The organism is Arthrobacter sp. OV608, from assembly GCA_900110595.1.
Classification (GTDB): domain Bacteria; phylum Actinomycetota; class Actinomycetes; order Actinomycetales; family Micrococcaceae; genus Arthrobacter.
Map to the genome: position 1 here is coordinate 350,170 of FOEZ01000001.1, position 12,428 is coordinate 362,597.

Consider the following 12,428-nt stretch of genomic DNA (forward strand, 5'->3'; position numbering starts at 1 on the left):
AGATGTCGATCGAGTTTTCGAAGAAGTTAGTTGCCCACGAAACGCCGATCCCCGGCGTCGTCCTCTACGATCTTCCGGTCCATGGGGATAACCGCGGCTGGTTCAAGGAAAATTGGCAGCGTGAAAAAATGGTTGCCCTTGGCCTGCCGGATTTCAGCCCGGTACAGAACAACATTTCCTTCAATGAGAAAGCCGGCACCACGCGTGGCATCCACGCCGAGCCCTGGGACAAGTTCATTTCCGTAGCCACGGGCAGGATTTTCGGCGCCTGGGTCGATCTTCGGGAGGGCGCCACATTCGGGACTGTATTTACCGCCGAAATGGACCCAAGCCAGGCAATTTTCATTCCGCGGGGCGTTGGAAATGCCTTCCAGACCTTGGAAGACAACACGGCCTACACCTACTTGGTCAATGACCACTGGTCAGCTGACGCGCAAGGTCAGTACACGTTCCTGAACCTCGCCGACGAGTCCGCGGCGATCCGGTGGCCCATTCCACTAGAGGATGCAGAACTCTCTGACAAGGACAAGGCCCATCCCCGACTGGCGGAGGTTGTGCCCATGCCGCCGAAGAAGATCCTGGTGGTCGGTGCGGACGGGCAGCTCGGCAAGGCGTTGCGCGGGATGTACGACGGCGATGCGTCCGTTGAGTTCGCCGGGCGCGGTGAGTTCGACATCACCGATGTCGAGGCTTTCTCCAACCGCAACTGGAAGAACTACTCAGCAATCATCAATGCAGCGGCCTATACTGCCGTGGACGCCGCGGAAACCGCGGAAGGCCGGGCAGCGGCCTGGGCCAACAACGTAACCGCGGTGGCCCGCCTGGCGGGGACCGCCGTCGAGCATCAGCTGACGCTGGTCCATGTCTCCTCGGACTATGTCTTTGACGGTTCACGGGACATCCATGATGAAACAGAGGAATTCTCGCCGCTGGGTGTCTACGGGCAGACGAAGGCGGCCGGCGATGCCATTGTGAGCGCAGTCCCACGGCATTACATAGTGCGAACCAGCTGGGTCATTGGAGAGGGTTCCAATTTTGTCCGGACCATGGCCTCACTTGCCTCGCGAGGTATCAAGCCTTCTGTTGTCAACGATCAGGTCGGGCGGCTTAGCTTCACCGAGGACATTGCAGCTGGTATTCAGCACCTGCTCATGACAGCAGCACCCTACGGCACGTACAACCTCTCGAGCGACGGCGGTCCGCAGTCCTGGGCCGACATCGCCGCGGATGTCTATGAGTTGTCGGGAGCAAGCCGTGAAGACGTCACCGGGGTTTCCACTGAAGAGTATTTCAGGGGCAAGACGGCAGCGCCGAGGCCGCTGAACAGCGTCCTGGATCTCGCAAAGATCAAGGCGACAGGCTTCAAGCCGGCAGATTCCGCTAGTAGGATGCTGGAATACCTTAGGTAGCGTGCACGGGTCGCGCGCCCGCACAAAGTCCTCGCCTCGGGCGGAAACCACCGTGCGAACCGTCCCCGGAGGATGCCGCGCGCCGTATCCATGCCTCCCCATATGCAACAATTGAACCCGTGAGTCGCACCTGGATCGTAATTCCCATGTACAACGAAGCTACTGTCGTAGGTTCTGTCGTCGAGGGGCTGCGAAAGCAGTTTCCCTACGTAGTCTGCGTCGACGACGGGAGCACCGACGGATCACAGGAGCAGGCGCGGGCTGCAGGGGCAGTTGTGGTTCAGCATCCGATCAATCTCGGCCAGGGTGCTGCCCTGCAGACGGGGATCGAGTTTGCACTACAGGATCCGGAACTGGATTGTGTCGTCACTTTCGACGCCGACGGGCAGCACCGGGTGGACGATGCCAAGGCCATGGTTGACCGGGTGCGGGCCGGCGAAGCGGACATTATTCTTGGCTCGCGCTTCCTGGACGACCGCACCCAGCTTTCAGCAGCAAAGCGCCTTGTCCTCAAGACGGCGGCGATCCAATCACGAATGGCGACTGGCCTGAACCTGACTGACGCCCACAACGGGCTCCGGGCATTCAACCGCTATGTTGCCTCCAACATTCATCTGACGCAGAACCGCATGGCCCACGCATCTGAGCTCGTGAATCAGTTGGCCAAGCTCAAGCCGAACTACGCTGAGCACCCCGTGGAAATCATCTACACCGACTATTCCAAGGCCAAGGGTCAATCCCTGTTGAACTCAGTCAACATCGTGGCCGAGCTGTTCTTTAAGTAGACCCTCTTCGTATACAAGCCCAAGGTGCCAGTTTGTTAATCATTGTTCAACTTGTTCTCGTTGTTGCCGTCATGGTGGTTTCGCTCGCCCTGATGCGCGGCGGATCCAACGCCAGGCACCTTGCCGTTCGACGCATGCTGCTAATGATCTTCGCGGTCGTCGCGGCGCTGTCCGTTTTCTTCCCGGACGCACTCACCCGGGTGGCGCTATTCCTGGGCATCGGTCGTGGCACAGACCTCGTTCTCTATGGTGCTGTCGTTTCATTGTTCGTCTTTATGGCGACGACGTACCAGCGCTTCCGGCATGCTGAAAATGCTCTGACGAAGCTGTCGCGGCGTATCGCGATCGATGAGGCGCCCAAGCCGGGGGAGCTTGTCTAGTGAGGCAGGCCGGTAGCGTATCCACCCAGGCCGGAAGCGGAGGATCACGCGCCGGGCAGTCGAGGCCAAGCCCCCGGTTCGGGAAAGCGCTTGACCCAAGAAACAACAGCATGAACATGATCCGCTTGGGTCTCGCAGCGCTGGTGCTCTTCGCCCACAGTTTCTACCTGGCCGGAGCGGGGGAGGGGCCCCACGTCCGGGGCGAAAACCTCGGTGGTTGGGCCGTTGCCGGATTCTTTGCGCTCAGCGGGTTCCTCATCACTGGCAGCCGCTTTACGAACGGGCTGGGAGAATATCTGGTCCATCGAGTGGCACGCATCTACCCGGCGTTCCTTGTTTGCCTCGTGGTGACTGTCGCTGTATTCGCGCCGCTTGGTTATGTGCACCAGAACGGAACACTGGCCGGTTACTGGACAACCGAGACCACTCCTCTCAGGTTCGTGTTTTCGAACTTGTTCCTCGAGATGAAAAACTACGACGTTGCCTTCACGCCCGCTGTTGTTCCCTTCGCTGGCTCCTGGAACGGATCGTTGTGGAGCCTTTATTACGAATTCCTCTGTTATCTGGTCATTGCGGCTATCGGGGGAATCGCCTGGGTGCGGCGGTCGCCATTGCCCCTGGCGCTGGCTTTTGCAGTGAGCGTGATTGTCTACGCCAATATGCCTGCGATCACGCCTTTGCTCGCGGACACCAACTTCGCCCTGCTGGCGAAGTTGCTGCCTTTCTTCCTGGGCGGTGCAGTCATCCAGGCAGTCTCCAAATGGATCGGACTGCATTGGGCGGCCGGTATTGGGTCGATCTTTGGAGCCGTGTTTTGCGTTGTCCTCGTTCCCACGTGGGGCGGTCAACTTGCCGCCCCGCTTATTGCCTACGGCTTGCTATGGGTCTCGTCCGTGCTGCCGTCGCCGCGGCTGATTCGCGTTCATGACGTTTCTTATGGCTTCTATATCTACGCTTGGCCAGTACAACAACTTCTCGCGCTCTACGGCGTGCATAACCGGGGAATGGCCCTCTATATCCTCTCGTCCGGGGCCGGAACTCTCGTACTCGCTCTCGCAAGCTGGCTTCTTGTTGAGCGACCTGTCATGCGGGCCGTTCGCCGCCGGCGCCAGACTTCACCGGTTCCAGCGGCTGTAGGGGGCTCACTACCTGCAACCGGAGCGGGAGACCAGCCGGAGGCTGCGGGGCCGAAGGCGCAGCCGGAATCTGAGGCGGCGGCGGCCGGCAAAGCCTGATCTTTGCTGTTCTTCCGCCCACCCGGCCGGATTGACACTACAAACAAAAACAGCGGGAGCGTGGCCGTAGCCCACTCCCGCTGTTTGCCGATTCTGCCGGACTAGAGGGCAGCTTCCGCCGGCAACCGTCCGTCAATCCACTCGGCAAGGCGGGAAATGCCGGCTTCAAGGTTGTAGCGTGGCTCCCAGGGAAGCTGAGCCTTTGCGGGCTCGACATCGGCCCAGGCGTGCCGGACGTCCCCTTGACGGAACTGCCCCGTCACGTGGGGTTCGGGGGCTCCGTAGTAGCGGCTGATAATTTCAGCGGCAGTCCGGATGGTCTGGAACTCTCCGGAACCTATATCCAGTGCCCCATCATGTGCCTTTTCAGCCACCGCTGCAGCAACAACTGCAGCCGCAACGTCATCGATCAAAACGAAGTCGCGACGGACTTCACCATCTTCGTACAACGGGATGGACTTGCCGGCCTTGGCCATGCGGCAGAAAAGGGACATGATGCCGGTGTAGGGGTTGATCAGGGACTGGCCGGGCCCGTAGACATTCTGGAGACGCAGGACAGCAGCTTCCACTCCATACGATTTCGACCAGGACTCCAGGATGTTCTCCTGGGCAAGCTTGGTGGATCCGTAAACGCTGACGGGAGCCGGTGCAACAGCGGCGGCCGACATCGCGACGGGGTGGGCATCGGGGAAGTCCCACTGAGAGCGGGACAGTATTTCATTGGAACGCTGGCCAGGATAAAAGACATGTCCATCGATGTCGGACTTCCACGCGCCTTCGCCGTATACCGCCCTGCTGCTGGTCAGAACGATTCGCCGCGGCAGTTTCCCGCTGCGGTTGAGCCCGTCAAGCATCTGGGTTGTTCCCACGACGTTGACCATGGCATGGCGCGTTGATTCCTCAAGGGACTGGCCTGTGCCCGTTTCAGCCGCAAGGTGTATAACGACGTCGGGGGCTACGGCCGGGAGTACGTCATCCCAGGTTTTTGCGTCAGTGATGTCTGCAACAATCAGCTCTACGCCCGGGTCAAGCTCCGTCGGCCGGGTTTGGCCGGAATGAATCTGCGGATGCAAATTGTCCAACGCGACGACCCTGTCAAAGGATGCCACCAGTGCAGAAGAGATGGCACATCCGATGAATCCGGCACCTCCTGTGACGAGGACAGTACCCCGGTTGGCGGGAGACGTATTCGTGGACGATGGCTGGGTCACAGGTAAAGCCTTTCTGGGGCGGACATCTTCAGCGTCCAGTTTCTCACAGGATAGCTGCGGGTCAGGAGCCGAAGGCGTGCCTGGCAGTTGCCCTGATCGCCTTTGTGTTGCGGGAGAATACTGCGGCCGGCAACAGAGTGAGTGCGTGAAGCCGTGAGGTCCATCGGATCCTTGCCGCTGCCGCTGCCTTGTTCCAACCTTTGTCACGGCAGAGTCCCGCGGCAATCCGGGCATATTCACGGTCTCCGGCGAAGCGGGTCCCGTCCGACAATGTAGCGGCCGAAGCGCTCTCGGAGTGGCGCCTGTAGGAAAAAGCCAGTGTCGGTACATGGACGAGTGAGGCACCTTGGAGCACCATGTCCATCACCAGCGCCAGATCCTGGACAATGGGGAGCCCGTCCCGGAAGTTGACCTGGCGGATAGCGTCCGTACGGAATGCAAGTGAGGGCCAATACAGCCAGTTTCCTCCCAGCAGGCTCACTGCCAGGGGTTCGCCGGCCAGTACTGTCGGTGAGGTGGTCTTCGGGCCCACGAACTTTCGTTTCACGGAATCGGCGAGCGACCGCACCACCCGTCCGGTCTCATCGATGACCTGGACACCGGGCTGTATCACTGAAGCATCGGGAAAATCGGCGTGTGCCCTGAGAACAACGTCGACGTAGTTCGGCAGCAGTACGTCGTCGCAGCCGAGGATGACCATGAGTTCCTCCGAGGCCTGGCTGACGCAGGTCCGGTAGTTTTCGGTGATCCCCTTATTGGTTTCGTTGCGCTTGTACGTGACCCGTTCGTCGTCAATGGTTGCGAAGTATTCGCGGACCGTTGGATCGGGGTAGCAGTCGTCGATGACGGTAAGGAGCCAGTCCGGATTTTCCTGGGCCAGGACGCTGGCCACAGTCTCTTTGAGCAAGGCCGGATCGCCCCAGTAGGGGACAAAGATATCGAGCGGCATTTTCCAACTTCCCAGTATGGCGGGAGCTCTCCAGAGCTCATGCAGAGGTGCCAGGACGGCGGCGGCGATTGAGTGCGGGCCCGTCTCCAACACTAATATGTTGCCATGACTTCCCTAGTTAGCCGGCAATTACACCCTTTGGCACAAATGGTCAACGGATGACCCGCATCGAGGGCAACTCCTCACATAAGTCAACGATAGCCGGACGTCAGGCCGCGTCGGTAGGGCTTGCTTCCCTGGCGTCGGCGGCTGCAGGCTACCTTGTCATCTGGTTCGTGCCCAGAGTTTTGAACAAGGCTGACAACGCGGAATTCCTGGCATTCTGGTCTGCTCTCTTCCTCCTCTTCGGGATACTGGGTGGCCTGCAGACAGAAATCCTGCGTTACGTGACAGCTCATACTGCTGATCCGGCACCGCAACGGTCTGGGTCGGAACATCAGAAATCCGTGCCGCTGTTCTTCGTTGTCCTCAGTCTCTCAGGAACCCTGGCAGTCCTCATCGTGCTGTCGTCAATGCTGTGGGGCCCGGCGGTCCTGGGGCCGAACTGGCTTGCACTTGTTCTGGTCCTTGCAGGGGCATGCATTGCATTTTCTGTCCACGCCGCTTTAGCCGGCATTCTCAGCGGACGTCATCTCTGGGGTAATTTTTCCGCACTCGTGGCATCCGAATCCTGTTTTAGGCTTCTGCTGGTGCTGCTCGTCGGAATAATTGCCGGGTCCACTGCAGGCCTTGCCGCTGCCGCGGCTGCGGGAGCCTGTGCCTGGGCGATTGTCTCCTTGTTCAGTCCGAAGTTGCGTGCCGCCTTTCGGCAGCCCTTGGATGTACCCGTGTGGGAGTTTGCCCGGAAGGTAGGCCACGCCAGCGTTTCCACGTCTGCCAGTGCGACGCTTGTGGTGGGCTTTCCGATTCTCTACAGAATCACGACGCCCGAGGATGTCTACCTTGCGTCAGCGCCCCTTCTCCTTGCAATTCTCCTCACGAGGGCTCCGCTCATGGTGCCCCTGGGGACGTTCCAAAACGTGGCTATCGCGCATTTCGTCAGGCATAGGAGCCGGGGGCTGGCAGCGCTTCAGCCCATCGCCCTCGCCATCGCCGGCGTTGCAGCTGTCGGGGCCGCGGCAGCCTATTTCATTGGCCCCTGGCTGATGGTGCTGCTGTTTGGTTCCGACTACCATGTCGCGCCGTGGGTGCTGGCGGGTCTGACAGTGGCTGCGGCGGTGCTTGCGTTGCTTACGCTGACGGGCGGCATGTGCGTTGCGTTGAACAGGCACCATGTATCGTCAACCGGTTGGCTGGTCGCCAGCGCTGTATCTCTGCTGGTCCTGGTATTGCCACTGGATGCCGACGTGCGTGCCGTGCTGTCCTTGCTTGCTGGTCCTCTGCTTGGCGTAGTCATCCACACGCTCTCGTTATCGCGGTCACAGCCCGTGGCGGCTTCTTCCTAGAAGACGCGGTCGGGTTCCAAAGCAAGACGGTTTACAGCAAAAGTGCGGGCCCACTCCGTTGGAGCAGGCCCGCACTCTATTAACAGGTTGTTTGCGTTCCCGCCGCCTAGTACCGCCTGATGGTGTAACCGGCGGCAGGACTCCAAGTGATGGAGCCGCCTTGGAAGTTTTGCCAACATTCAGTGGCACTGCAGGTTTCGCTGTTTGTCGGGAAGCCAAAGAACCCGGTTTGCGCGCCGTTGGACCGCCACAGGCCGCCAATGCCGCTGTTGTACACGGCGCCCATGCCAACTCCCGAGGCCCACAGTATTTCGCCTCCGACGAAGCTTTGCGCGCAAGACGTTGCGCCGCACGTTTCTGACGCCGTCGGGAATCCCAGCCGACTTGATTCTGCGCCCATCGAAGCCCACAAGGCACCGATGCCGCCCTTGTAGACAGCTACCGCGCCGGTGTTCCGGGACCAGAGAACGTCGCCGCCTCGAAAGCTTTGCTTACAGGAGTCGATGCCGCACGTCTCGTTGCTGGTTGGGTAGCCGAGCCGGCTGGAAGATGCCCCCAAAGCACGCCACAGATTGCCAATGCTGCCGGTATATATGGCCCACTGGCCCGTTTCGGGAGTCCAATAGATAGTGCCGCCCTTGAAGGATTGCAGGCAGGCGTTCCCTGTACATGACTCCTCGCCTGTTGGATAACCCAACCGGGCCTGCTGTCCACCCATGGAATTCCACAGCGCTCCAATGCCGCTGTGCCACATAACGCCAAAGGCGGCTGAGATCGTGTCCGGGTCCTTGAGGATCCTGGCGCGGGCAAAATCCTGGTAGCACTCTTTACCGTTGCAGAACACGGTATCTCCCAGAGGGGCTCCGAAGCGGCCGTTTTCCGCTTGGGAGGCGTTCCACTTCTTGGAGATTTCGCCTGCAGCGACAATTTTCGCCCCGTTGTCCTGCGCCCAGAAAATTTCCCCGCCCGAGTACGCCTGGCGGCAGGAGGCAGCACCGCACGTCTCCGTCTTCGACGGAGCGCCCAACTGGCTAAGCAAGCCCCCCTGGGCGCGCCATTTCCACCCGATGGATGAGTTCCAGACCGGGACGGCGCCCGTAGCGGCCGACCAGGCCAATGATCCGCCCTGGAAGTTTTGAATGCAGCCGCCGGGGTTGCACGACTCGTTATCGACGGGATACCCAAGCCTTCCGTTTTCCGCCCCGAGGGTGGTCCACATCGAACCTATGCCGCTCTTTGTTACAGCCCAGGCGCCGGTAGCATCCGTCCAGATGATTTTCCCGCCCTGGAAGGCCTGCGTGCAGGCCGTCGCTGTGCATGATTCGGGAGCTGTGGGGTACCCAAGTGTGCTTGAGGGCCCTCCCATAGTCAGCCACCTGGTGCCAATGCCGCCACGGAATACGGGAGCTGAAGCTGTCGCCGTGCTCCAATAGATCGAGCCGCCTTGGAAGCTTTGCTGGCAAGCCGAGGTCGAACAGCTTTCGTCCGATGTTGGATAGCCCAGCCGGCCGTCCACGCCGCCCCAGGAGCGCCACACCGAACCGATGGAACTGAAGTACACCGCGTTGGCGCCTGTGGCGCCGCTCCAAAGGATTTGGCCGCCGTCGTACTGCCTGTAGCAGCCTCCGGCAGCCAGCCCGCAGTAGAGCGAGAGGGTTTGATTGCCAAGCCGGCTGGATGACCCGCCCATTTCTCCGTATTTCTGGAGGATTGGGTCGAATCCCGACGCCAGGGCCTGCAGTTCGGCGTAGCTTCCGCTGAATACGTTCGAGTCCCCGACAAAGGGGCCCAGGCTGCTGTATTGCCAGATGTCGTACTTCGCCCATCCTGCGGGCAGTGTCCCGGGGCTCACGGTGCGGTAGGAAGCGATGTGCAGGGGTTGGTTACGGAATGCTGGCGTGTTTCCTGTGCATTGCGTCCACCAGTCGGTTGTGGTGTAGATCGCGGGATACCGCCCGGTCAGGGCATAGACGTTGTTCGAGAAGTCCGCGATCCAAAGGATCATGTCGCTTGCTGACATGTTGTAGCAGGTGTTGCCAAGCGATGAATAAGGATTGTATTCGATGTCCAGGAGTGGAGGCAGCGTCCAGCCGTCCCCGCTCCAGGCGCCGCCGTTCCTGACAAAGTAGGCTGCTTGAGCGGCGCCGGACGAGACGTTGGGGATGGCAAAGTGGTAGGCTCCGCGGATCATTCCCGCATTCCGCGCCCCGCTGTACTGCCCTGCGAATTCAGGGTTGAGATATGTCGTGGCCTCTGTGGCCTTGACGTATGCGAATTGAGCACCCATGCTTCGCTGCTGCTGCCAATTCACTGCGCCTTGGTGGCTGCTGACATCCAGTCCCTGGATGCCGGGGGGCATGTAGGTGGCCTCGGCTGAGAGTCTGTCGGGAGCAGACTGTCTTGCCAGCTTCTCAAGTCCCTGTCCCATGTGTGCGCCGTTGGCGCCCTGGGCTTCCTTCAGTCTGGTCAGGATGTCGTCCTGCAAAGGGGAGCCGCTGACGGTTGGTGAGGGGCTGGCGGGAACAGACGCAATGGGGGTTCCTGGAACGGCTGATGCCGATGCCGTGGCTGGCGTTACAGGGGCGACGGATTCCTGGGGGAGGGCGGTCGGCTGTCCAGTACTGGCAGTAGGCGACGCCGAGGGGGACGCCAGCAGCGATGTGCTTCCCTGGCCGGATCCCGGCTGTTCCGCAGCGCTGGTCAGCGCTGCGGGAACGAGCAGGGACCCGACAAGTGAGGCAGTGAGAACCGCCGCTGCCAGCATGCGCCGGCCTTTTAAAGGACTGGCATCCTGAGAGGGATGGGGAGACGTGGGGCTCATTACTTACTCCGGCCGGCAATGCACATATGGCGATGAGAATCGGGTCGTCATTTCCGACGCGGAGAAGTGAAAACTGTCCCCACAGCCTTTGTGACCCGGCCAATGTAGCACCAATGTTACTGATGTAACCAGAGTTGCCTTTGATACAAATGTTAAAGGTGCGGGGCCTTGTCCTTTGCCAGCAGATCCTCGTCGTTCCTCACCATCGCGGCCACGAGGGACTCAAAGTCCATCGACGGCCGCCATCCCAGCTCGGAGGAGATTTTGGTGATGTCTCCCCTCATCTCAGCAGCATCACTGGGACGCGCCAGAGATTCGTCGAGCTCCACCACAGACCGCCAGTTGTCGATGCCAACCGCGGCAAAAGCTGCCTCCACGAAGTCCTGCACGGAATGCGAAACGCCGGTGGCCACCACAAAATCCGAAGGGTTGGCCGCGCTTACGATCCTTTCCATGGCGTCGACGAAGTCAGGCGCCCAGCCCCAGTCCCGCACAGCATTCAGGTTGCCCAAGGAAAGCTTGTCCAGCTTGCCGGCTGCGATCGCCGCCGCCCCAGCGGTGATCTTGCGGGTCACGAATTTAGCCGGGCGGCGCACAGATTCGTGATTGTAGAGAATCGCTGATGCTGCGAACATCCCGCGTCCCCGGTAGACGCTGACCGCGTGATGGGCAAACGCTTTAGCAGCGCCGTATGGAGACACGGGGCTTATGGGCGTCCTTTCGTTCTGCGGCGCAGACTTTGCCTCTCCAAACAATTCGGCACTGGAAGCTTGAAGAAAGCGTATTTCCTTCCCGGTAGCCTGCTGCAGCTGCCACGTCGCCTCGAGCATGGACACCACGGAAGCGCCGGAAACCATGGCGGTCTCGTAGGGTTGCTGCCAGGACTGATACACAGAGCTGATGCCGCCCAGGTTGAACACCAGGTCCGGCGTGACAGATTTCAGGACTGAGCCCACGTCGTTCGGCCGGGACAAATCGCCAAGGTGGTATTCAACCCCGTCAACGGTAGTCTCGCCGTCGTTGACGTGTGCCGGCGCGTGGCGGACGAGGCCATGCACCTCCCAACCCTGGGACAGGAGCGATTCCGCCAGATAAGAGCCGTCCTGCCCTGTTACGCCCGTAATGAAAGCGGTGCCGGGGCCTGTTCCAGCGTTGTTCTGCCGATTCACCGCATCAGGGCCGACTGCTCGGCAATGTCGTTCTCCACCATCATGCGAACAAGCTCATTGAAGGAGACCTTCGGCTTCCAGCCGAGCTTTTCCTGCGCCTTTGCGGCGTTTCCGATCAGCAGGTCAACTTCAGCAGGACGCATGAAGCGCGGGTCCTGCCTGACATACTGCCGCCAATCATCAAGGCCCGCTGCATCGAATGCCGCTTGGAGAAGTTCTTCGATCGAATGGGTTTCGCCGGTGGAAATGACGTAATCATCAGCCTCCGGCTGCTGGAGCATGAGCCACATGGCTTCGACGTAGTCCCCGGCAAAGCCCCAGTCACGCTTGGCGTCGAGGTTTCCGAGCACAATCTCGTTCTGCAGGCCCAGCTTGATGCGTGCAACGGCGAGAGAAACTTTACGGGTTACGAATTCGGGCCCGCGACGCGGCGATTCATGGTTGAACAGGATGCCACTGGATGCGTGCATGCCGTAGGACTCGCGGTAATTGATGGTCATGTAGTGGCCGAATACCTTGGCGACCCCATAGGGCGATCGAGGCCAGAGGAGGGTTTCCTCCGTTTGAGGCACCTGCTGGACCTTGCCGAACATCTCGGAGGAGGACGCCTGGTAGAAACGCACCTTGGAGATGTCATCACCGGCGTAAAGACGCGTAGCTTCGAGCATGTTCAGGACGCCCTTGCCCGTCACATCACTGGTCAGTGAGGCGTTTTCCCAGGAATAGGCCACGAAGGAGATTGCCCCGAGGTTGTACACCTCGTCGGGCTGAGCGATGCCGAGCACCCGCACCAGTGAGGAGACATCCGTCAGATCCCCGGTCAGCAGCTTGACTTCAGGAACGGTCTGGCGGACCAGGTCGTGCTTCGGGTTGTTCTGTCCCCGGATGAGGCCAAACACTTCGTAGCCCTTCGAGACAAGAAGCTCGGCGAGGTACAGGCCGTCCTGGCCAGTGATTCCGGTAATTAGCGCACGGGGCATGGAAAGGTCCTTAGATATTGTTTGCTGGGCTTATGCCACTATAT

10 protein-coding genes are annotated in these 12,428 nt (G+C 60.3%); 5 read left to right on the forward strand and 5 right to left on the reverse strand.

What is annotated here, in order from left to right; translation table 11 throughout:
- Window positions 1-2 precede the first annotated feature (2 nt).
- The 4 genes from BMX78_RS01655 to BMX78_RS01670 all read left to right on the forward strand — a co-directional run bounded on the left by BMX78_RS01655 (window position 3) and on the right by BMX78_RS01670 (window position 3,809).
- Complete coding sequence (locus BMX78_RS01655) at window positions 3-1,409, forward strand: sugar nucleotide-binding protein (RefSeq protein ID WP_091415579.1); 1,407 nt, start codon at window positions 3-5, stop codon at window positions 1,407-1,409.
- A gap of 146 nt (window positions 1,410-1,555) precedes the next feature.
- On the forward strand, window positions 1,556-2,194 hold the full coding sequence (locus BMX78_RS01660) for a glycosyltransferase family 2 protein (protein ID WP_091415582.1): 639 nt from the start codon (window positions 1,556-1,558) through the stop codon (window positions 2,192-2,194).
- Between the two features lie 32 nt (window positions 2,195-2,226).
- The gene (locus tag BMX78_RS01665) at window positions 2,227-2,574 is read left to right on the forward strand and encodes a DUF2304 domain-containing protein (protein ID WP_091415585.1); all 348 of its coding nucleotides are present in this window, start codon (window positions 2,227-2,229) and stop codon (window positions 2,572-2,574) included.
- Window positions 2,575-2,684: 110 nt separating this feature from the next.
- Window positions 2,685-3,809 carry an acyltransferase family protein gene (locus BMX78_RS01670; protein WP_091415588.1) on the forward strand — a complete coding sequence of 375 codons (1,125 nt, stop codon included), beginning with the start codon at window positions 2,685-2,687 and terminating at the stop codon, window positions 3,807-3,809.
- 101 nt (window positions 3,810-3,910) lie between these two features.
- On the opposite strand, the gene BMX78_RS01675 is transcribed toward BMX78_RS01670, so the two are convergent.
- Window positions 3,911-5,020: an NAD-dependent epimerase/dehydratase family protein gene (locus tag BMX78_RS01675; RefSeq protein ID WP_091415590.1), complete on the reverse strand. Its 1,110-nt coding sequence runs from the start codon at window positions 5,018-5,020 to the stop codon at window positions 3,911-3,913.
- Between the two features lie 61 nt (window positions 5,021-5,081).
- Window positions 5,082-5,969 (reverse strand): glycosyltransferase, encoded by an 888-nt coding sequence (locus tag BMX78_RS01680; protein WP_091415592.1) that lies wholly within the window; start codon window positions 5,967-5,969, stop codon window positions 5,082-5,084.
- 158 nt (window positions 5,970-6,127) lie between these two features.
- Between BMX78_RS01680 and BMX78_RS01685 the strand changes: the two genes are divergently transcribed.
- A complete protein-coding gene (locus tag BMX78_RS01685; protein WP_091415595.1) occupies window positions 6,128-7,414 on the forward strand; it encodes a hypothetical protein in 1,287 nt (428 codons plus the stop codon).
- Window positions 7,415-7,520: 106 nt separating this feature from the next.
- Here BMX78_RS01685 and BMX78_RS01690 read toward each other — a convergent pair whose 3' ends face one another.
- The 3 genes from BMX78_RS01690 to BMX78_RS01700 form a co-directional block, all read right to left on the reverse strand.
- Complete coding sequence (locus BMX78_RS01690) at window positions 7,521-10,178, reverse strand: GH25 family lysozyme (RefSeq protein WP_170850653.1); 2,658 nt, start codon at window positions 10,176-10,178, stop codon at window positions 7,521-7,523.
- Window positions 10,179-10,387: 209 nt separating this feature from the next.
- Entirely contained in the window at window positions 10,388-11,404 is a 1,017-nt protein-coding gene (locus tag BMX78_RS01695) for a GDP-mannose 4,6-dehydratase (protein WP_091415600.1), read from the reverse strand.
- Window positions 11,401-12,384, reverse strand: coding sequence for a GDP-mannose 4,6-dehydratase (locus BMX78_RS01700; RefSeq protein ID WP_091415602.1), 984 nt, complete (start codon window positions 12,382-12,384; stop codon window positions 11,401-11,403). Before BMX78_RS01700 ends, BMX78_RS01695 begins: the two co-directional genes overlap by 4 nt.
- Window positions 12,385-12,428 lie beyond the last annotated feature (44 nt).